Raw genomic sequence first — 18,938 nt, 5'->3', positions numbered from 1 at the left:
GGCCCGTGCCGCCACCCGAATCCCCGAAGGCAGGGGAACTCGGATGGCGGCACGGGCCGTGCCGCATCCAGCCGTGAGGCTGGAAGACTTAGGCCGAAAGCTTCGAACGGCCGCGAGCGCGGCGCGCACGAAGCACCTTGCGGCCGCCGACGGTCGCCGTGCGGGCGCGGAAGCCGTGACGGCGGGCGCGAACAAGGCGGCTGGGCTGGAAAGTGCGCTTCATGACGGTCCTCGAAATTCAAATACGGCCCCGAAGGACCCGAACAAAAAGGGCCGCCCAAAGAAGGTCGACCGCAAAACAGAAGCGCGCCGTTACTGGACCGGTGCGGGAGAGTCAAGGCAAAGGCACATGAAACGGCAGATCCGAAGATGCCTCCGGCGCACCGAGGCTGCCCTGCCTGGATCGCCTTCGCCATTACCCACAATGCCCCCGCGCGTCTACTGGAGCGCCACGTCCCGAGCCTCTCCATCCATGTTAGCATCGCGGCCGAAGGCCGGTTTTCGGCGGCAGAAACGGTGGGTGCGGCGAAGCGATGGCGATGGAAGAGCGTATCAGCGTGCTGGTAGGATGGGCCTCGCGCGACCTTGGCCCGAACATCCTGCTCGAACTTCAAACCTTCGAAAAGGAAGGCTGGGACTCCGGCGACGAGCCCGACAACGCCCGATTCTTCCTGACCCGCAGCCAGGCCGCGGTCCTGGCGAATCACCTGCTTCAGGTCAGCGGGGCACAGCGGCCCGCGCGGCGCAGCGGTTGGCTCGGCTCGCTCTTCAAATAGAACGCCTCGCAGGCCGCACCTTCTGCCAATTTGCCCGGATCCGCCCCCTTGCGCGCGAACGGTCAGCGCCAAGGCGCTTGGGCAAAGGGATTCGATTCGCTCCGGCGTGAGAAGGGCATTGCCCTCTTTCCTTCTGCAGATCCCGTCAGGCGGCGGCAGAATCGCAGCAGGGGCCGCTCGACCATGAGGTGCGTCACGCCGCCCACGAAGCAGGCAAGGACGACCACGGGCAGCACCAGCAGATACTGCGGTATCCGCGCCACTTCCGGAGATCTCAGGGCCAGGCCGTAAGCCATCAAGACGAAGAAATGAGACAGATAGAGGGCGTAGGAAGCATTGCCCAAGGCAACGAGCGGCTGCACGACGCGCCCAAACCAGCCGCGGCCACTACTTGCTCGCACTCCCAGCAGGCCGGCAACGATCACCGCTCCCGCCGTGCCCCAGGTAGCAACCCTGCCCCATCCGCTGAGGCCATGCGTCGTCTCGTGGGCTACGAACAGCGGAGCGACATAGAGCAGGGCGAAACCGCAAAGGACGAGCAAGGCCGCGGGCCGGGTGCCGCGCAGGCCCGCGATCAGCCCCGAATGAAACTGCGCCAACCCCAGGCCCAGCAGGAATTCGAGCGGGATCGGATCGGTAAGGAAGCGCCGGATCTCGCTTTCCGGCAGGCCATGAGCCAGCAGCAGGACCGAGACGATGATCCCGCCCGCCCCCAGCAGCGTGGCCCTGCGAGAGTCCGCCATCAGGCAGACCGCGAAGACCAGATAGAAGTACACTTCGTAGACGAGCGTCCAGGCCACCCCGATGATCGGCTGTCCGCCGGGGAGCAGCGCCAGGCCGGCCACGATGTCTCCGGCCGAGAGCGTGCGCGATTGGAAGAACCCCAGGGCCATGAGCGACAGCATCGCCAGGCAGGCAAGCCAGTAGAGCGGATAGATCCGCGTGGCGCGCCTTTGCAGGAAAGCGGCTGGCGAAGGCGCGGGGCGCCCTGGAACAAGGCTGGTATGAGCCATGATGAAGCCGCTGATGACGAAGAAGATGTCGACTCCGCCGGCTCCCCCCGTAGTGAGCCAGTCCGGACTGAAAGCGCCGGGGACCCCATTCGACGTTTCCAGAGCATGGTGAAAAGTGACTGACAGGGCGGCCAGCGCCCTTGCCACCTGAAGCCCGACCAGCGAACCCGAAGCGCCGCCATCGGCCGCGTCGGTCCTGTTCAGACGCTTTTGCCCGTGTCGGTTGCCCGCGCCGTTCTCCCCCAAATCCATTGCATCGACCCGCATTCCGCGCCAGCCCCCCGCCCGCGCAACGGATCGATCATGATGCGGATATCAGCTCTCCTCCAAAGGAAGACAGGTCCGTTATCGTTGCAACAGGGTAAGTTGCGTGGAGGTCCAGCTGCGCGTCCGGTCCAGCCTGACCCAGCGCGCCATCTCTTCCGCCCCGAACCAGCGCGCGGATTCGAAAGGAATGGCATTGGTCATCGCGTAGAATGCCTGCGCTTCGCGAAGATCCATTCCCATCTGCTGGTAATAGTCCAAATATCGGCGGTTTTCCGGTGCATTGGCCGCATAGTCGCGCGGGGTGCGCCCGGTATCGTCGAGCCAGGCATGAACGGCGAATTCCGACCCCGGATCGGCATAGCGAAGCCGCCCAGCCAGAAACAGCTCCACGGCGCCGGATCGCACCGACCCACCGGTGGGTACATGAGTCGTAAGCCCGCGCGCCCGGATCATGCGTCCCAGCCGCAGATTGGCAAGATCGTCCTCGGTCCCCGGGCACTCAATCATGTCCAGTTCGGAGATATTCGGATAGTCCCACAGCAGCGCCGCGAACTGTTCGGGGCTGCGCGAATCCGTGGCATCCACGAGTGCGGCATGCGTGCCATCGATCACGCGAAACGGGCCGTAGCGGGCGATCCCGCGCGGAATGCCGGCAGGCGCGGACTGCCAGAACGCAGCCTGCTGCTGCGCATCCTGCGCAAGGCCCTGTTCCTTGTCAGCCGCCGCCAGAGCGACTTGTTCGGCATAGCTGGGATCGACCAGCCCGGCAGGGCCGGAGCCGGTCCCGGCCTCCACCAATTCGTAGGAAATCCTGCCATCCCGCGCCGCGACCGGGCCTGCTCCGAACAAGGCGGAGGTCAGGATCGCCAGAGCGGAAATGGAGGCAAATGCGCGCATGTCCATGAGATGCAGTCCATCTGCTTACTCAAGTCACTAGAGCTAAGGTTAAAACACTTTAACCTAATGGGCAACTGCAATTACTTGGGTCAAATTTCGTTATACAACGCGCTTAATATTTTGATTACGGCCGCCGCTCTGATTACGATTGCATCAAGGAATTGCTTGCGTGGTCGCTCTCGTTTCCACTGTCGCCTACTTGGGGTTGGAAGCGCGTGCGGTTGAGGTCCAGTGCCAGGTCGCGCCCGGAATGCCGGGTTTCGCGCTGGTCGGACTGCCGGACAAGGCGGTGGGAGAAAGCCGCCAGCGCGTGAGCGCGGCCTTGACGGCCATGGGCCTGGCCCTGCCGCCCAAGCGTATAACCATCAACCTGTCCCCGGCCGATTTGCCCAAGGAAGGCTCGCACTACGATCTGCCCATCGCGCTGTCCCTGCTGGCGGCCATGGGCATCGTCGACAGCGAGCAATTGGCCGACTTCGTGGCGGTGGGCGAACTCGCGCTCGATGGCCGGGTGATCCCTTCTCCCGGCGTCCTGCTAGCCGCGCTTCACGCCAGTGAGCGCGACCTCGGATTGATCTGCCCGGCGGCGCAGGGCAGCGAGGCACGCTGGGCCGACGGCATTCCGGTGGTGGCCGCGCCCAACCTGGTCAGCCTGCTCAATCACCTGAAGGGCACGCAAGTGCTGCCGCAGCCCGAACCCGGCCGTGCCGATCCGCCCAAGCGCGGACCGGACCTGAAACAGGTCAAAGGGCAGGAGGTCGCTCGCCGGGCGCTGGAGATCGCTGCGGCCGGATCGCACAACCTGCTGATGAGCGGCCCTCCGGGCGCGGGAAAGTCGCTGCTCGCCGCCTGCCTGCCCGGAATCCTGCCCGAACTCACGGCCGCAGAGGCGCTCGAAGTCTCGATGATCGCTTCCGTCGCGGGGACGCTGGAGGAAGGCCGCATCAGCCGCGCCCGGCCGTTTCGATCGCCGCATCATTCCGCCTCGATGGCGGCCTTGACCGGCGGCGGCCTCAAAGTGCGCCCCGGCGAAGTCTCGATGGCCCATCTCGGCGTGCTGTTCCTGGACGAACTGCCGGAATTCCAGCGCGCCGTGCTCGATTCGCTGCGCCAACCCCTGGAGATCGGAGAAGTCACCGTCGCGCGGGCCAATGCCCATGTCACTTATCCGGCCCGGGTCCAGTTGATTGCCGCCATGAACCCCTGTCGCTGCGGATATCTCAGCGATCCCGCGCTCGCCTGTTCCCGCGTGCCCAAGTGCGCGGCCGACTACCAGAGCAAGGTCTCCGGCCCCCTGCTCGACCGTATCGATCTTCATGTGGAAGTGGACCCGGTGCGCGCGGTAGACCTTGCGCTTCCTCCGCCCAGCGAGGGCAGCGCACAAGTTGCCGCCAGGGTCGGCCAGGCCCGGGCGGTCCAGACCGCACGCCTGGCGGGAACAGGCAACCGCACCAACGCCGAACTCGACGGCGACCTTCTGGAGACTTACGCCACGCCGGACGAGGCCGGCCGCAAGCTGCTCATGCAGGCGGCCGAGGCGATGCATCTCTCTGCACGAGGCTACACGCGCATCCTCCGGGTTGCGCGCACGATCGCCGATCTGGCGGGAGAGGAACAGGTAAAGCGTATCCACGTTGCGGAGGCGCTCAGCTATCGTCGGCGGCCACCGACGGGCTGAGCAGGAGGATGACGCATGCCTTCGATGCCGACAATCCTGGTTTCTTGCCTGCCCCTATCGCTCGGAGCAACGCCCGGGCGAAGCGAACCGCCCTCGATCACACCTGCTGCCGAGACCTGCCCGGTGCCGGAAGGTTGGGCCGAAATCGCGAATCTGCAGCCGCGTTATATCGTCTTCGGGGAGCTTCATGGAACGCAGGAAAGCCCTGCATTCGTCGGTGATCTGGCGTGCGCGCTCGCCGCGCAAGACCAGCGCGTTCTCCTTGCCATCGAATTTGACTCGGGCGCCGATGCCGCCTTGCAGGACGCTTGGCGATTACCTGCGAACCAGTTCGCGCAAGCCTTGCAGAAGTTCGGATGGAAGGGCCGCACGGATGGCGTCGCCAGCGAGGCGATGTTCGCCATGCTGGTTCGTCTTCACCGGCTGAAGGATGCAGGCCGCCCGATCGACGTGGCGGCGTTCAACGGCCCGCGCGACGAATCCCAGCGCAAGCGCTTCGCCCATCTTGCGGGGCAAGGTCCGCATGAGGCCGCCCAGGCGGAGAATATTCACAATGCCGCGAGCAACGGCAGCTATGACCGCGTCCTGGTTCTGGTCGGCGGGTTTCATGCCGAAACGGTTCCTTACGGCGAAGGCGCAAAGAGCTTCGACCCGATGGCAGCACGCCTCGCCCGGACCGGCCGCGTGGTCAGCCTGAAAATGCGCTTCGCTGCCGGCAGCGCATGGAACTGCATGGCCAAGCCCGGCAGTCGTTTCGAACCTGGACAGGCCATTCCCAAGGACGCGATCGAGTGCGGCAACCATCCCGCCGAAAGCGACGTCGATCTGAAACGCGCGCCCTTCATGCAACTGGGAGCCTTTCCGGGAGAAGCGCCGAGAGCAGGCTTTGACGGCTTTTTCTGGCTGGGATCGGTCCACGGGTCTGCGCCTCAAGTTCGGGCGGATTCACCGGAGCAGCGATAGGCAACACCACAAAGAGAGCAGCGGAAATCCTGCCCTCCCCACTATCGGCTTGCCCCGCGTCGCCAGTGCAGGCATCGCGCGGGGCATGACCGCGACGACCGACCGCACCGTACTTCTTGCCGGCCTCTCCATCGTCGTGGCGCAAGCCTCGATCAATCTGGGCGCGGCCTTTGCCAAGAGCCTGTTTCCGGTCGTGGGGCCGGAAGGCGTCGCGGCCCTGCGCACGACGATTTCGGCCGTGATCCTGTTGGTCCTTGCCCGCCCCTGGCGCAGCCGCGTGACCGGGCGGCAGCTTCGCTGGCTGCTGGTCTATGGCCTCGTGCTCGGCGGCATGAACCTGATGATCTATTGGGCCTTCCGCCGCATCCCCATCGGCATCGCCGTCGCCATCGAGATCTGCGGACCGCTGGCCGTGGTCCTGGCGACCTCGCGGTCGCTGCGCGACTTCCTCTGGCTCGCCCTGGCGCTTGGCGGACTGGCCTTGCTGATACCCTGGCCCGGCCGGGCGCAGCCGCTCGACCTGGCGGGAATCGGCTTCGCCCTGGCCGCCGCGGCTTGCTGGGCACTCTATATTCTCTGCGGAAAGCGCGCCGCCGAAGTGGGCAGCACGACGGCGGTCTCGATCGGCATGACCGTGGCCTGTCTCGTCACCGTGCCGTTTGGGATCGCCTCGGCACCCGCGAGCCTTCCGCTTCACGCGCTCGGCCTGGGCATCGTCGTCGCGATCCTGTCGAGCGCCCTGCCCTACATGCTGGAGATGCGCGCGATGGGGCAGCTCTCCAGCCGAATCGTCGGCCTGCTGAGCAGCATGGCGCCCGCGCTCGGCGCCATAGTGGGGTTCATGGTGCTGGACGAGCGGCTGACGGCGCTGCAATGGCTGGCCGTGGCGATGATGATCGCGGCAAGCGCCGGGTGCTCCCTCGGCGCAAGAGCGCCAGTGGCCAAGGCGCGCGACGACGTGATGGCCTGAACGGAAGCCCGCATCGGGGCATTCGCAAGCCAGCGTCGACCCGCTCAGTCCTCGATGTCGAGTTGCCGGAGCACTTCGGCGATGACTCGCGGATCGCTGGCGAAACCCAGGTGCGAGCAGCGGATCGGCACGGCCCGGTCGCGTTCATGCGGCCAGCCGCAGGCCGAGCGCGGGTGGATCACCCCGTCGCGCGGGCTCCACAACGCCACTGTCGGCACCGGAGGTTTCTCGGCGAAGTCGCAGTCGATCGGCGGCGCGTCAACCGAGTGCCCGGTCACCACCTGATAGGCGCGCCAGGCATTGTTGGCCCTGGGATCACCGGAAAACGGCGTGCCCATCGTCACCACTTTGCCCACGCTTGCGGGTTGCCGACGGGCGATTTCGCGCGCGAACAGCCCGCCGAGGCTCCAGCCCACCAGGGTGATCGGGGCGCGGTGCCGCCGGGCCAGCGCGCCGACCCGGCGCATCAGGAACTCGAAATTGTGCTGGTTGGGGCCGAAGTTGAAACCAAGGCCCCACTCGTGAACTTCGTGCCCGGCCTGGGTCAGCGCCTCGGCCATCGGTTTCATCCGGTTGGGATGAGCGCCGAAACCGGGCAGGAGCATGACGGGCTGCGGGTGAAGCGCGGTCTCGATCCCGAGCAGCTTCTTGCCGCCCCGGCGCAGCGAGGCCAGTTCGGCAAAGAACAGCCGCAGCGACGGCTTGCGGACACCCTCCGGATGCGGCTCGCGCGCAAGCGCAGCGCGGCGCACGATGGCGCTGCGCATCATGTCGAGTTGGCGCGGGGCCTGACCGTTCACTTTACCCTTCTAACTCCTGTACGGTCGGGCCCTGCCGAAACGGGGCCTTATCCCTGACAATCTCCGATGCGTTTCGTGGTGACATGCATCGTCATCTTCATCTGCCCACCGGGCTGGGAGCCCATCTGGGGCCCACCGCTCATATCCATCTTCACGGTGATGTCCGATTTGTCCTCGGCCACCGTGCCGTCGAGCGTCAGAACGGCCTTGCCGCCTTCCTTCGACGCACATTCCATTTGGGCATCCAGCTTCCCGCCATCAACGTCGAAGCGCGAATAAGTGCATTCCCGGCCCTGCCCCACATCGTGGAACATGTCGCGATAGCCCTTTTCGGCTTCGGCGGACGTCAGGCAGAAGTTGCTGACCTGAGACTTCTGAAGCGTCGACTTCATCTGGTCTGCCATCTGCTTGGGCAGCCCTGGAACGTCGATCTGCTTCACTTCGCTGGTCTGCGCATACTGTCCAGGGCGCGGTTTGTCGAGCTTGGCGGCTTCCTGTCGTACTTCTTCCTGCGACTTGCCCGGTGCGCCCGCCGCCTCGCCGGACTTATCCTTCGATCCGCAGCCGGCCGCCAGAAACGCCAGGCCCATCGCTGCAAGGGTCATATATGGCTTCATATCAGCACCTTCCTTCGCACCGTTTCGTGACCCAAGACGTATCACCGGCCCGTCCCCGCCACCATACCGGAGGGGGTGCAGGGTGGGGGCGCGCGCCGGTGCCGTACAAAAACAGCCGAACCGCCGTTTTCGCCCGACTGCCGGGCCGGATCCCCATAGAACCCGACTCCCATTGCGGGCCCGTGGCACATACCCCATATGTTCTGCCATGGCAGAGCTGATCATTCGCCGGGGCCTTGAGGAACCGGACACCTCGGGCACGTTCGTCCCCCACAAGCCGCAGCGACCCGACAAGTCGATGCCCGGCCGGCCCTTCAAGGTCGTTTCCGAATACGAACCGAACGGCGACCAGCCGACGGCCATCGCCGATCTCGTTTCCACGGCGGGCGACGGGGAGAAGACGCAAGTGCTGCTGGGCGTCACCGGATCGGGCAAGACCTTCACGATGGCCAAGGTGATCGAGGAACTGCAGCGCCCGGCGCTGATCCTGGCGCCGAACAAGATCCTGGCCGCCCAGCTCTATGCCGAGATGAAGGACTTCTTCCCCGAGAACGCGGTGGAATACTTCGTCTCCTACTACGACTACTACCAGCCGGAAGCCTATGTCGCCCGGTCGGACACGTACATCGAGAAGGAAAGCTCGGTGAACGAGGCGATCGACCGCATGCGCCACTCGGCCACGCGCGCGCTGCTGGAACGCGACGACGTGATTATCGTCGCCTCGGTCTCGTGCCTCTATGGCATCGGCTCGGTCGAGACGTACTCGGCCATGATCTTCGACCTCAAGACCGGCGACACGCAGGACCAGCGCGAGATCATCCGCAAACTCGTCGCCCTCCAGTACAAGCGCAACGACGCCGCCTTCACCCGCGGCACCTTCCGCGTGCGCGGCGACAATCTGGAACTGTTCCCTTCCCACCTTGAGGATACCGCCTGGCGCATCTCGTTCTTCGGGGACGAGATCGAGGAAATTGCCGAGTTCGATCCGCTCACCGGCAAGAAGGGCTCCGCGCTCGAAAAGGTGCGGGTCTATGCGAATTCGCACTATGTGACGCCCGGCCCGACGATGAAGCAGGCGAGCGAGGCGATCCGCTTCGAACTGACCGAGCGCTTGAAGGAGCTGGAAGCCGAGGGCCGCCTGCTGGAAGCCCAGCGGCTGGAACAGCGCACCAATTTCGACCTTGAGATGATCGCCGCCACCGGCAGCTGCGCGGGGATCGAGAACTATTCCCGCTTCCTCACCGGCCGTCTGCCGGGTGAACCGCCGCCGACTTTGTTCGAATACCTGCCGGACAACGCGCTGCTGTTCGTGGACGAAAGCCACCAGACGGTGCCGCAGATCGGCGCCATGTCCAAGGGCGATCACCGCCGCAAGATCACGCTGGCCGAATACGGCTTCCGCCTGCCGAGCTGCATCGACAACCGCCCGCTCCGCTTCAACGAGTGGGACGCGATGCGGCCGCAGACCATCGCCGTCTCCGCCACGCCCGGCCATTGGGAAATGGACCAGTCCGGCGGCGTCTTCGCCGAACAGGTGATCCGCCCCACCGGCCTGATCGACCCTCCGGTGGAGATTCGCCCGGTCGAGGACCAGGTGCAGGACTGCATCGTCGAGTGCAAGGCCACCGCCGAGAAGGGCTATCGCACCCTCGTCACCACGCTCACCAAGCGCATGGCCGAGGATCTCACCGAGTTCATGCACGAGGCCGGCGTGCGCGTGCGCTACATGCACAGCGACGTCGAGACGCTGGAGCGCATCGAACTGATCCGCGATCTGCGCATGGGCGTCTATGACGTGCTGGTGGGCATCAACCTCCTGCGCGAGGGTCTCGATATTCCGGAATGCGGGCTGGTCTGCATTCTCGATGCCGACAAGGAAGGCTTCCTGCGCAGCGAAACCTCGCTGATCCAGACCATCGGCCGCGCCGCGCGCAACGTCGATGGCCGGGTGATCCTCTATGCCGACCGCATGACCGGATCGATGGAGCGCGCCATCGCGGAAACCGACCGCCGCCGCACCCGCCAGGAAGAATACAACACCCAGCACGGCATCACTCCCCAGACGATCAAGCGCCGCATCGCCGACATCGTGGCAGACACCGCCAGCCGCGACGGCGTGCTGGTGGACATCGACGCAGAGGGCCAGAACAACCTCGTAGGCCACAACTTGCGCGCCTATATCGAGGACCTCGAAAAGAAGATGCGCGCTGCCGCTGCCGATCTGGAATTCGAAGAAGCCGGCCGCCTGCGCGACGAGATCAGGAAGATGGAAGCCAGCGAACTGGGCATCCCCGACGAGCACAAGAAAGCGCCGATCGTCGGCCGCAGCAACGAAGGCAAGCCGGGAACCCGCAAGACGCGCTATGGGAAAGTGCAGCGAAAGTGGGGCAAATAACCGGCTTCCAGGCGTAAATCAGCTCCAGATGTCGAGCTGGCTGCCAAAGGCTGCCTGAAGGCTTCGGCCGAACACGGCATGCCGATCCCCGAGCCGCGCTGCCACCCGTCCATCCACGCGGCCGGCCGATCTGGCGGCCTCGCGCCCGTCCCCGCGAAAAGAAAAGCCCGAGACCTGCGGTGCAGGCCTCGGGCAGTTATCTCAGGATGGCTTGTCGCCGATCCCTCGGGTCGCGATTCGGTTGTGGACCCGTTTCGGATCAAGGGCATACCATGTTCATGGTAGCCGCCCGGAAGCTGCGTTCGATAACAGGACTTGTTAAGCACGCCCGGCCGTTCCATGACGGATTCGTGGGCAGGGACAGGGACGAGACGCGCGCGGACGATCTGGCTGGCCTTTTCGCGCGCGCGCCGTTCGAGGCCAATGGCTGGGACACGGCGCTGAAAGCGCTCGCCAGCCACACCGGCTCGGCCCGCGCGCAATTGCTGGCGCTGGGCGAACGGCACGCCGCATTCAATTGGGTGACGGACGCCAATCCCACATTCCTGACGGAATTCGACACGATCGGGGGATATCGGCCTGACGTTAACTACCGGGTCGCCACCACGCGCGCGCCGCTGGAACTGACCTGGGAAGTTCATTACACCGCAGCACGCGCCATTTCGACGAACGAGGCCTACCTCGATTACGTGCGCCGCCACGATGCCGAATTCGGGGTGCAGATGGTGCTCAGCCAGCGCCCCGGCGTGCTCTTCGGGCTTGCCGCGCTTCATGGCCAGGCCGAAGGGCATACGACCGAGACCCAGCGCGAAGTATTCCGCCGGATCGGACCAACCGTGCTCGATGCGATCCGGCTGCAGGACGCGATCGAGCACCAGGGCGCCGCGCTGTTGAAGGGCTCCCTCGAATCGATGAGCAGCGCGGCCATCCTGCTCGACGCAGTCGGCAAGGTCTGCGGCATGACATCCGCCGCGCAGGCCCTGCTCGGGCCCTGGACGCTCCAGGTCCGCTCCGCCGCGCTCCATGCGGTGCGGCAGGATATCGACCAGCGGCTCCAGGCCCGGATCGCCGCCGCGCTGGCCGGTCTGGACACCGGCCCCGCCGATCTGTGGCTGCGGAGCGAGGACAGCCTGATTCTCATCGACGTGCGCACCCTGCCGCGGCAGGACTGGTCCTTCGGCTTCGCCCCGCGGGTGCTGGTCACCTTGCGCGCACCGCTTGCTGCCAGCCACGTCCCTGCGCGGAGACTGGCCGAGGCACTGCACCTGACCACGGCCGAAGCGGAAGTCGTGATGTTGCTGGCCCAGGGCCATTCGCGCCAGACCGTGGCGCAGATGCGCAAGGTCAGCGTCCAGACCGTCGTCGCGCAGTTGCGCACCATCTTCCAGAAGTGCGGCGTCAACCGCGAGGCGGAACTGGTGGCGATCGCCCGAACGGTGATAGAAATGGCCTCGCGATAAGGCCGGAAAAGGGCGCGGAGCATCGGCCGCAGGGCCATTTTGTCATGCATCCGCCGCAACCGTCTGGTTGGACTTTGCACTGGATTCGCCGCCCCCGGAGGCCGACTGGCGCAGCAAAGGTCAGTCAGAAAGGATGAGGTTGCCATGCGCATCGAGAGTGTTGAGCTTCGTTCAAAGGTCATGCCCGCAGAAGAGGCCGCGCGCCTGATCGAAAGCGGCACCGCCGTGGGCATGAGCGGTTTCACCGGATCGGGCTATCCCAAGGCCGTGCCGCTGGCTCTGGCCGCGCAGATCGAGGCCGAGCACGCCGCCGGCCGCGCTTTCAAGGTTCGCATGTGGACCGGCGCATCGACCGGCCCCGAACTCGACGGCGCGCTGGCCAAGGCCGACGGCATCGAATTCCGCCTGCCCTACAACTCCGATCCCATCGCCCGCGAACGCATCAACAAGGGCGAGATGAACTACTTCGACATGCACCTTTCGCAGGTGGCGCCGATGGCCTGGCAGGGTTTTCTCGGTCCGCTCGACACGGCGGTGATCGAAGTCTCGGGCATCCGCGCCGACGGCAGCCTGATCCCCTCCTCCTCGGTCGGCAACAACAAGACCTGGCTGGACCGCGCTTCCAAGGTGATCCTCGAAGTGAATTCGTGGCAGAACGAGGCGCTGGAGGGCATGCACGACATCTACTACGGCACCGCCCTGCCTCCTTCGCGCGTGCCGATCCCGCTGGTGAAGCCCGATGACCGCATCGGCGAGCCTTACCTCAAGGTCGATCCCGCCAAGGTCGTCGCCGTCGTCGAAACCGACCGGCCAGACCGCAACGCGCCTTTCAGCCCGCCGGACGAGAAGGCCAAGGCCATCGCCGGCCACATCCTGGAATTCCTGAACCACGAAGTGAAGCTGGGCCGCCTGCCCTCAGCGCTGCTACCGATCCAGTCGGGCGTGGGCAATATCGCCAATGCCGTGCTGACCGGCCTGGTCGACTCGCCGTTCGACAGCCTGACCTCCTATACCGAAGTGATCCAGGACGGCATGCTGGACCTGCTCGATTCCGGCAAGCTGCGCATGGCCTCCGCCACTGCCTTCTCGCTCAGCCCCGAGGCCGCCGCGCGCGTCAATGCCGACATGCACCGCTACCGCGACAAGATGATCCTGCGCCCGCAGGAAATCTCGAACCACCCCGAACTGATCCGCCGCCTGGGCTGCATCGCCATGAACGGACTGATCGAGGCGGACATCTACGGCGCAGTGAATTCCACCCATGTCATGGGCTCGCGCATCCAGAACGGCATCGGCGGTTCGGGCGACTTCGCGCGCAATGCCTATATCTCGATCTTCATGACGCCCTCCACCGCCAAGGGCGGCAAGATTTCGGCCATCGTGCCTCAGGCCAGCCATGTCGATCACATCAACCAGGACGTGCAGGTGATCGTCACCGAGCAGGGCCTGGCCGATCTGCGCGGCCTCAGCCCCAAGGAACGCGCGCATGTCATCATCGCCAACTGCGCGCACCCGGACTATCGCCCGCTGCTGGAAGACTACTACGCCCGCGCGCTGAAAGGCTCCTACGGCCTGCAGTCGCCCTCGCTGCCGGGCGAGGCGCTGTCCTGGCACCAGCGCTTCATCGATACGGGTTCGATGCTGCCTTGAAGAATTCGGGCGGCACCCCCGAGCCGTCCGAACGCCTGACCTGCCCTGCCTTCCGATGGACCATTCCCATGGCCCGATCTCCGGAAGGCAGGACGGGCCAGGCACCTTTTTCCCGCTCGGACCCTTGTCGTATACTATTTCAAGGTTCTACTGATCGCCCCTGACGTCCGTTCGGACGCATCGATAAAAGGGGTCGTTCCTTCCATGCGCAAAGTTTCGCTGGCCTGCCTGGCCATGGTGCTCGCCGCCTGTTCCGTTCCGGCCTTCGCCGCCGACAAGCCTGCCGACAGCGCCGAAGCGAAGAAGGACGCGGAGGGCGACGAAATCCCGTTGCTGCCCGCGGCCAAGTCGATCAAGCAGAGCGCGGTGATCGGCGGCAAGACCGTCAACTACGTCGCCACCGTCGGCGCGCTGCCCATCAAGGACGAGAAGGGCAAGACCATCGGCGAGGTGGTCTACACTGCCTATACCGTGCCCGGCGCCCCCACCGCGCGGCCCGTCACCTTCGCCTTCAACGGTGGCCCCGGCGCGGCCTCGGTCTATCTGAACCTCGGCGCCATCGGCCCGAAGCGCGTGCAGTTCGGCGCACAGGGCGACGCGCCCTCCGACCCGGCGGTGCTGCGCGACAATCCGAACTCCTGGCTGGACTTCACCGACCTCGTCTTCATCGACCCGATCGGCACCGGCTTCTCGCGCAGCCGCGTCGATGCCGAGGCGACCAAGAAGGCGTTCTACACCTCCGAGAACGACATCAAGTACCTCAGCCGCGTGGTCTATGACTGGCTGAACCAGAACGGCCGCCTGACCAGCCGCAAGTATCTCGCCGGCGAAAGCTACGGCGGCTACCGCGTGCCGCGCCTGGCCTACAATCTCCAGACGCAGATGGGCGTGGGCATTTCGGGCATGACGCTGGTTTCGCCCTATCTCGATCCGCCGGCCATCGGCGAGGACGATGCGCTTTCGCCGCTGCCCTGGATGATCAACCTGCCGGCCATGGTCGCCGGCCACTTCGAGCGCCAGGGCAACCTGAGCGAGGCGAGCATGGCCCCGGTCGAGCAGTATATCCGCACCCAATACGTGCAGGACTTCCTCGCCGGCCCGCAGGACAAGGAAGCCACCGACCGCCTTTCCGCCAAAGTCGCGGAACTGACCGGCCTCGACCCCGCGCTGGTGCGCCGCATGGACGGCCGCGTCGACATCGCGACGTATTTGCGCGAGATCCGCCGCGATCAGGGCCTCGTGGGGTCGGTCTACGATTCCAACTACACCGCTTACGATCCTTTCCCGGCCAGCGCCCGTCCGCAGTACAGCGACCCGCTGCTGACCACGCTGATCGCGCCGACGACCTCGGCCATGGTCGATTTCGTGACCCGGCAGGTCGGCTGGAAGATCGACGCGCGCTACAATGCGCTGTCCTACGAAGTGAACGAGGCCTGGACCCGCGACGACAGCGACAACCCGGTCAAGGACTTGCGCCAGGCGATCTCCATCGACCCGAAGATGACCGTCGACATCGTCCACGGCTGGGACGACCTTTCGTGCCCCTACTTCGGCTCGCGGCTGATCATGGCGCAGATGCCGCAGTTCGGCCGCCCGGACCGCGTGCGCCTGCACGTCTATCCCGGCGGGCACATGTTCTATTCCCGCACCGACAGCGGCGCAGCCCTGCGCCGCGACATTCTGGAAAGCTACCGCGCCGCGTCCTGAGGGATAATTCTACCGTCGTCCCGCACTTGAACCGGGACGACGGTAGCAAAAAGCCTCAGGCATCCACTTCAGCATAGTGGCTGGGCGGCTGGATCACTTCCATCCGCTCGCTCAGCAGCGGCCGGAACGAGGGGCGCGACTTCATCACCAGGTACCAGCCCCGCGCCTGTTCGTGGCTCGACCAGTCGAGCCCGCCCAGGTAATCCGCCACCGAGATCTGCGCCGCGGCGGCGAGGTCCGCCAGCGTCATGGTCGCACCGGCCAGCCAGGGGCGGTTGTCGATCAGGTAATCGATGTAGTCGAGGTAGTCGTGCGCCAGCTTCATCGATTCGCGCAGGATCTTGGCATCCGGCGACTGGCGCAGCACGAGACGCTTCTTCATCCGCTCATGCAGCAGCGGACCGGACACGTCGTTGTAGAAATTCTCGTCGAACATCGCGATCAGGCGGCGGATTTCCGCGCGCTGGACGGCCGTGCCGCTGATCTGCGGGTTACGATCGACCGTTTCCTCGAAATATTCGCAGATCGCGCGGCTGTCGACGACCACGGTGCCGCGTTCGGTTTCCTTGACCACCGGCGTGCGGCCTGCCGGGTTCATCTCGAACAGCCGGTCCTCGCCTTCCCAGGGACGCGCGGTCTGGAGTTCGTAGGCGATGCCCTTTTCGGCCATGAGCAGCCGGACCTTGCGGCTGAAGGGGCAGAGCGGAAACTGGAAGATGTGCCACATGGCGATTTCGAATGCCAAACCTGCCCGCGAGCGTCCACCCGAAGCATGGGCCCCGCCCGGAGAGGGGGGCGAAACGCGTGGATAAGTCCCGCCTTCGCCGCATCTCCCGTAATCATCGTGGCGGCGGAGAAGCCGCGATTGACCGGGCGCGGGCCGCGATCCACACCCTTGGCGTTCGCTGCACCGCGCCCATCGTGACGCGGCCGGGCGGAAGGCCAGTTCAGGGTGAAAAGGCCCAAATGGCGGCACCGACCCGGCTCGGTGCGACAATCGGAGGAGGAAGAAGATGATCCTGAAGAGCCTGCGCCTCGGCACCAACGATCTCGGCAAAGCCCGTGCCTTCTATGATGCGACGTTCGCCGCTCTGGGCGTCGCGCCCTGCGCCGCGTCCAGCGAATATCCGATCGTGCTGTGGGACCTCGACGGCTTCAAATTTCTCCTCGGCCCCGCCCGCGATGGCCAGCCCGCCACCCATGCCAATGGCGGAACGATCATCTTCGAGGCGCCCGACGAAGACGCCGTCCGCGCCTGGCACGCAGCGGGCCTTGCCAATGGCGGCACCAGCGAGGGCCAGCCGGAACCCAAGCCCCAGGCCCGGAATGCCTTCGGCGCCTATATGCGCGATCCGGACGGCAACAAGCTCGGCATCTACTGCGGCCTGACGATGGGCGGCTGACCGGGGCGACGGTAACCGGGCCGCGGAAGTGACCGCGGCCGGGACGGGCGCCTCGGAACGCCCCCCCGGCCTAGCGCGTCAGCAGGAACACCGCATGCTCGGCGCGGAAATTGGCCGCTGCCGGACTGCAGGTCTGGTCGCCTGAAAGGAACCACGCGCCCTCCACCGTGATCCCGCGCGAGCGCACCAGTTCCCGGAAATCGTCGACCGTCAGGTGGTGGATGTTCGGCGTCTCGTACCAGGCGACCGGCAGCAGGCGCGTCACCGGCATTCGCCCGCCCCAGAGCAGCGAGAGCCGCACGCGCCAGTGCGCGAAATTCGGAAAGCTGACGAAGGCGCGGCGGCCGATCCGCAGGAGTTCCTCCAGCACCCTGTCGGGTCGCATGGTCGTCTGCAGGGTCTGCGACAGGATCGCATAGTCCACCGACTGGTCGGGATAGAAGGCAAGGTCCCTGTCGGCATCGCCCTGGATCACCGAGAGGCCCTTGCCCACGCAAAGGCCGACATTGGCGGAATCGAGTTCCATGCCGCGCGCGTCGCAGCCCTTGTCGCGCAAGGCCAGCATCAGCGTGCCGTCGCCGCAGCCCACGTCCAGCACGCGCGATCCGGGGGCGACATTGGCGGCGATGACGGCAAGATCGGGCCGCAGCAGGCTCACGAACCCGCCTCCAGGATCGCGGCGAACGGCCCCGACAGCTTCTCCATTAGCCGGTCCGGCCGCACCAGCGGGGTAAAGCCGAGCCGCGCATAGACGCCGTGCGCGTCCTTGGTGGCCAGCATGAAGCGGCGAATGTCCGTATAGTCCGGGTTATCGAGGAACCAATTGACCATACGGCGCCCCAGCCCCTGTCCGCGCACGCTTTCGTCCACCCATACATCGGCCAGCCAGGCGAAGCTCGCGCGGTCGGAGATGACCCGCGCGAAGCCCACTTGCGTGCCATCGGCCAGATAGGCGCCCAGGCAATGCGAACCGGCGATCTGGCGCTCGACCTGCGCACGCTCGACTCCGGGCGTCCAGTAGCTCGACGCCAGCCAGCCGTGGACGCGCGCAATGTCCAGACGCGCAGCGTCGTCGCTGAGTTGGATCGGCGCCGCGTTCAATGTCCTTCTCCCAGGAAGCCTTCGACGACACGGTCCAGCGCGGGCACGTCCAGCAGGAAGGAATCGTGCCCATAGGGCGCCGAAAGCTCGACGAAGCTCACCGGCAGGCCCGCCGCGTTCAGCGCGTGGACGACGTTGCGGGAATCGGCGGTGGGGTAGAGCCAGTCGGTATCGAAGCTGACCAGGCAGAAGCGCGCCTTCGACGCGGCAAAGGCATGGGCCAGCAGGCCGCCATGCTCTTCGGCCAGGTCGAAATAGTCCATGGCGCGGGTGATGTAGAGGTACGAGTTCGCGTCGAAGCGGTCGGTGAAGGCGAGCCCCTGGTAGCGCAGGTAACTTTCGATCTGGAAATCGGCGTCGAAACCGAAGGTCTTTTCCTCGCGGTCCTGCAGGCGGCGGCCGAACTTCTCGGTCAGCCCCGCTTCCGACAGATAAGTGATATGCGCCGCCATGCGCGCCACGGAGAGGCCCTTTTCGGGGCCCTTCCCGCCGCTTTCCCGGGCTTCGTAATAGGCCCCCTCGCGCCATTCCGGGTCGGCCATGATCGCCTGGCGGCCGACTTCGTGGAACGCGATGTTCTGCGCCGAATGCCGCGCGGTGGAGGCGATCACCAGTGCCGCGCGGGTGCGGTCCGCGAAGTTGGAGGCCAGGCTCAGCGCCTGCATCCCGCCCATGGACCCACCGACGACGGCATGGAGGCTCTCGATCCCAAGGGCATCGAGCAGGGCGACGTGGCCGCGCACCATGTCGCGAATGGTGATGACCGGGAACCGCATGCCCCAGGGCCTGCCGTCCCCGGCCAGGCTGGCCGGCCCGGTCGAACCCATGCAGGAGCCGATGACATTGGCGCAGATCACGAAGAAGCGGTCGGTGTCGATCGGCTTACCCGGCCCGACCATGCGCACCCACCAGCCGGGCTTGCCGGTCTTGGGGTGGTCGGAAACCACATGATGGTCGCCGGTCAGGGCGTGGCAGATCAGGATCGCATTGTCGCGGGCCGCATTGAGCGTGCCCTGCGTCTCGTAGGCGATGCGCACGCCGGGAAGGCTCTGGCCGCCGTCGAGCGCCAGCGGCTGGGCAAGGTCTAGGAACTGGCTGGTGTCGGTGCTGGTAGACATAGTGCAGGAAGAGAGGTGGGGGAGCGGCGCAGACCTGTCAATCGTGCCCGCCCCGGTGAGGTTAGTTCCCTGCCTGCGGGCTGATCGTCAGGACGGTCGCAGGAAGGAGGTCATCCGGGAAGA

18 protein-coding genes are annotated in these 18,938 nt (G+C 65.8%); 9 read left to right on the top strand and 9 right to left on the bottom strand.

What is annotated here, in order from left to right:
* Nucleotides 1-88 precede the first annotated feature (88 nt).
* The gene (gene rpmH / locus EDF58_RS09710; protein ID WP_086494189.1) at nt 89-223 is read right to left on the bottom strand and encodes a 50S ribosomal protein L34; all 135 of its coding nucleotides are present in this window, start codon (nt 221-223) and stop codon (nt 89-91) included.
* A gap of 310 nt (nt 224-533) precedes the next feature.
* Between rpmH and EDF58_RS09705 the strand changes: the two genes are divergently transcribed.
* A complete protein-coding gene (locus EDF58_RS09705) occupies nt 534-776 on the top strand; it encodes a hypothetical protein (RefSeq protein WP_243654159.1) in 243 nt (80 codons plus the stop codon).
* Nucleotides 777-838: 62 nt separating this feature from the next.
* Here EDF58_RS09705 and EDF58_RS09700 read toward each other — a convergent pair whose 3' ends face one another.
* Nucleotides 839-2,056: an acyltransferase gene (locus EDF58_RS09700; protein ID WP_132264861.1), complete on the bottom strand. Its 1,218-nt coding sequence runs from the start codon at nt 2,054-2,056 to the stop codon at nt 839-841.
* A gap of 78 nt (nt 2,057-2,134) precedes the next feature.
* Nucleotides 2,135-2,953 (bottom strand): alpha/beta hydrolase, encoded by an 819-nt coding sequence (locus EDF58_RS09695; protein ID WP_243654179.1) that lies wholly within the window; start codon nt 2,951-2,953, stop codon nt 2,135-2,137.
* Between the two features lie 169 nt (nt 2,954-3,122).
* Here EDF58_RS09695 and EDF58_RS09690 point away from each other — a divergent pair, with 169 nt between their 5' ends.
* The 3 genes from EDF58_RS09690 (at nt 3,123) to EDF58_RS09680 (ending at nt 6,564) form a co-directional block, all read left to right on the top strand.
* On the top strand, nt 3,123-4,631 hold the full coding sequence (locus EDF58_RS09690) for a YifB family Mg chelatase-like AAA ATPase (RefSeq protein WP_132264859.1): 1,509 nt from the start codon (nt 3,123-3,125) through the stop codon (nt 4,629-4,631).
* 123 nt (nt 4,632-4,754) lie between these two features.
* Nucleotides 4,755-5,594 (top strand): hypothetical protein, encoded by an 840-nt coding sequence (locus EDF58_RS09685; RefSeq protein WP_165921366.1) that lies wholly within the window; start codon nt 4,755-4,757, stop codon nt 5,592-5,594.
* Between the two features lie 85 nt (nt 5,595-5,679).
* A complete protein-coding gene (locus EDF58_RS09680; RefSeq protein WP_132264856.1) occupies nt 5,680-6,564 on the top strand; it encodes an EamA family transporter in 885 nt (294 codons plus the stop codon).
* A gap of 44 nt (nt 6,565-6,608) precedes the next feature.
* On the opposite strand, the gene EDF58_RS09675 is transcribed toward EDF58_RS09680, so the two are convergent.
* Both EDF58_RS09675 and EDF58_RS09670 read right to left on the bottom strand, forming a co-directional pair.
* The gene (locus tag EDF58_RS09675) at nt 6,609-7,334 is read right to left on the bottom strand and encodes an alpha/beta fold hydrolase (protein WP_132265334.1); all 726 of its coding nucleotides are present in this window, start codon (nt 7,332-7,334) and stop codon (nt 6,609-6,611) included.
* A gap of 77 nt (nt 7,335-7,411) precedes the next feature.
* The gene (locus EDF58_RS09670; RefSeq protein WP_243654158.1) at nt 7,412-8,026 is read right to left on the bottom strand and encodes a DUF3617 domain-containing protein; all 615 of its coding nucleotides are present in this window, start codon (nt 8,024-8,026) and stop codon (nt 7,412-7,414) included.
* Nucleotides 8,027-8,189: 163 nt separating this feature from the next.
* Here EDF58_RS09670 and uvrB point away from each other — a divergent pair, with 163 nt between their 5' ends.
* The 4 genes from uvrB to EDF58_RS09650 all read left to right on the top strand — a co-directional run bounded on the left by uvrB (nt 8,190) and on the right by EDF58_RS09650 (nt 15,193).
* Complete coding sequence (gene uvrB, locus EDF58_RS09665; protein ID WP_132264852.1) at nt 8,190-10,376, top strand: excinuclease ABC subunit UvrB; 2,187 nt, start codon at nt 8,190-8,192, stop codon at nt 10,374-10,376.
* Nucleotides 10,377-10,726: 350 nt separating this feature from the next.
* Nucleotides 10,727-11,836 (top strand): helix-turn-helix transcriptional regulator, encoded by a 1,110-nt coding sequence (locus EDF58_RS09660; RefSeq protein ID WP_243654157.1) that lies wholly within the window; start codon nt 10,727-10,729, stop codon nt 11,834-11,836.
* Nucleotides 11,837-11,980: 144 nt separating this feature from the next.
* Complete coding sequence (locus EDF58_RS09655; protein WP_132264851.1) at nt 11,981-13,486, top strand: acetyl-CoA hydrolase/transferase family protein; 1,506 nt, start codon at nt 11,981-11,983, stop codon at nt 13,484-13,486.
* 204 nt (nt 13,487-13,690) lie between these two features.
* Entirely contained in the window at nt 13,691-15,193 is a 1,503-nt protein-coding gene (locus EDF58_RS09650; RefSeq protein ID WP_132264849.1) for a peptidase S10, read from the top strand.
* A 55-nt stretch (nt 15,194-15,248) separates the two neighbouring features.
* On the opposite strand, the gene EDF58_RS09645 is transcribed toward EDF58_RS09650, so the two are convergent.
* A complete protein-coding gene (locus tag EDF58_RS09645; RefSeq protein ID WP_132264847.1) occupies nt 15,249-15,920 on the bottom strand; it encodes a glutathione S-transferase family protein in 672 nt (223 codons plus the stop codon).
* A 286-nt stretch (nt 15,921-16,206) separates the two neighbouring features.
* Here EDF58_RS09645 and EDF58_RS09640 point away from each other — a divergent pair, with 286 nt between their 5' ends.
* Nucleotides 16,207-16,596, top strand: a complete 390-nt coding sequence (locus EDF58_RS09640; RefSeq protein WP_132264845.1) for a VOC family protein — start codon at nt 16,207-16,209, stop codon at nt 16,594-16,596.
* Nucleotides 16,597-16,666: 70 nt separating this feature from the next.
* Here the strand turns inward: EDF58_RS09640 and metW are convergent, their stop codons facing one another.
* Genes metW through EDF58_RS09625 form a run of 3 tightly spaced genes read right to left on the bottom strand, consistent with a single transcriptional unit; the run spans nt 16,667 to nt 18,815 of the window.
* Nucleotides 16,667-17,254 carry a methionine biosynthesis protein MetW gene (gene metW / locus EDF58_RS09635; RefSeq protein WP_132264843.1) on the bottom strand — a complete coding sequence of 196 codons (588 nt, stop codon included), beginning with the start codon at nt 17,252-17,254 and terminating at the stop codon, nt 16,667-16,669.
* On the bottom strand, nt 17,251-17,697 hold the full coding sequence (locus EDF58_RS09630) for a GNAT family N-acetyltransferase (protein ID WP_165921365.1): 447 nt from the start codon (nt 17,695-17,697) through the stop codon (nt 17,251-17,253). The genes metW and EDF58_RS09630 overlap by 4 nt, the downstream gene beginning before the upstream one ends.
* Nucleotides 17,694-18,815: a homoserine O-acetyltransferase gene (locus EDF58_RS09625; RefSeq protein WP_132264841.1), complete on the bottom strand. Its 1,122-nt coding sequence runs from the start codon at nt 18,813-18,815 to the stop codon at nt 17,694-17,696. The genes EDF58_RS09630 and EDF58_RS09625 overlap by 4 nt, the downstream gene beginning before the upstream one ends.
* Between the last annotated feature and the right edge of the window lie 123 nt (nt 18,816-18,938).

The organism is Novosphingobium sp. PhB57 (assembly GCF_004342985.1).
In the GTDB taxonomy this organism is placed as follows: Bacteria; Pseudomonadota; Alphaproteobacteria; order Sphingomonadales; family Sphingomonadaceae; genus Novosphingobium.
The sequence above is the reverse complement of the archived record's forward strand: the minus strand, read 5'-3'. Positions and strand labels throughout refer to the sequence as shown.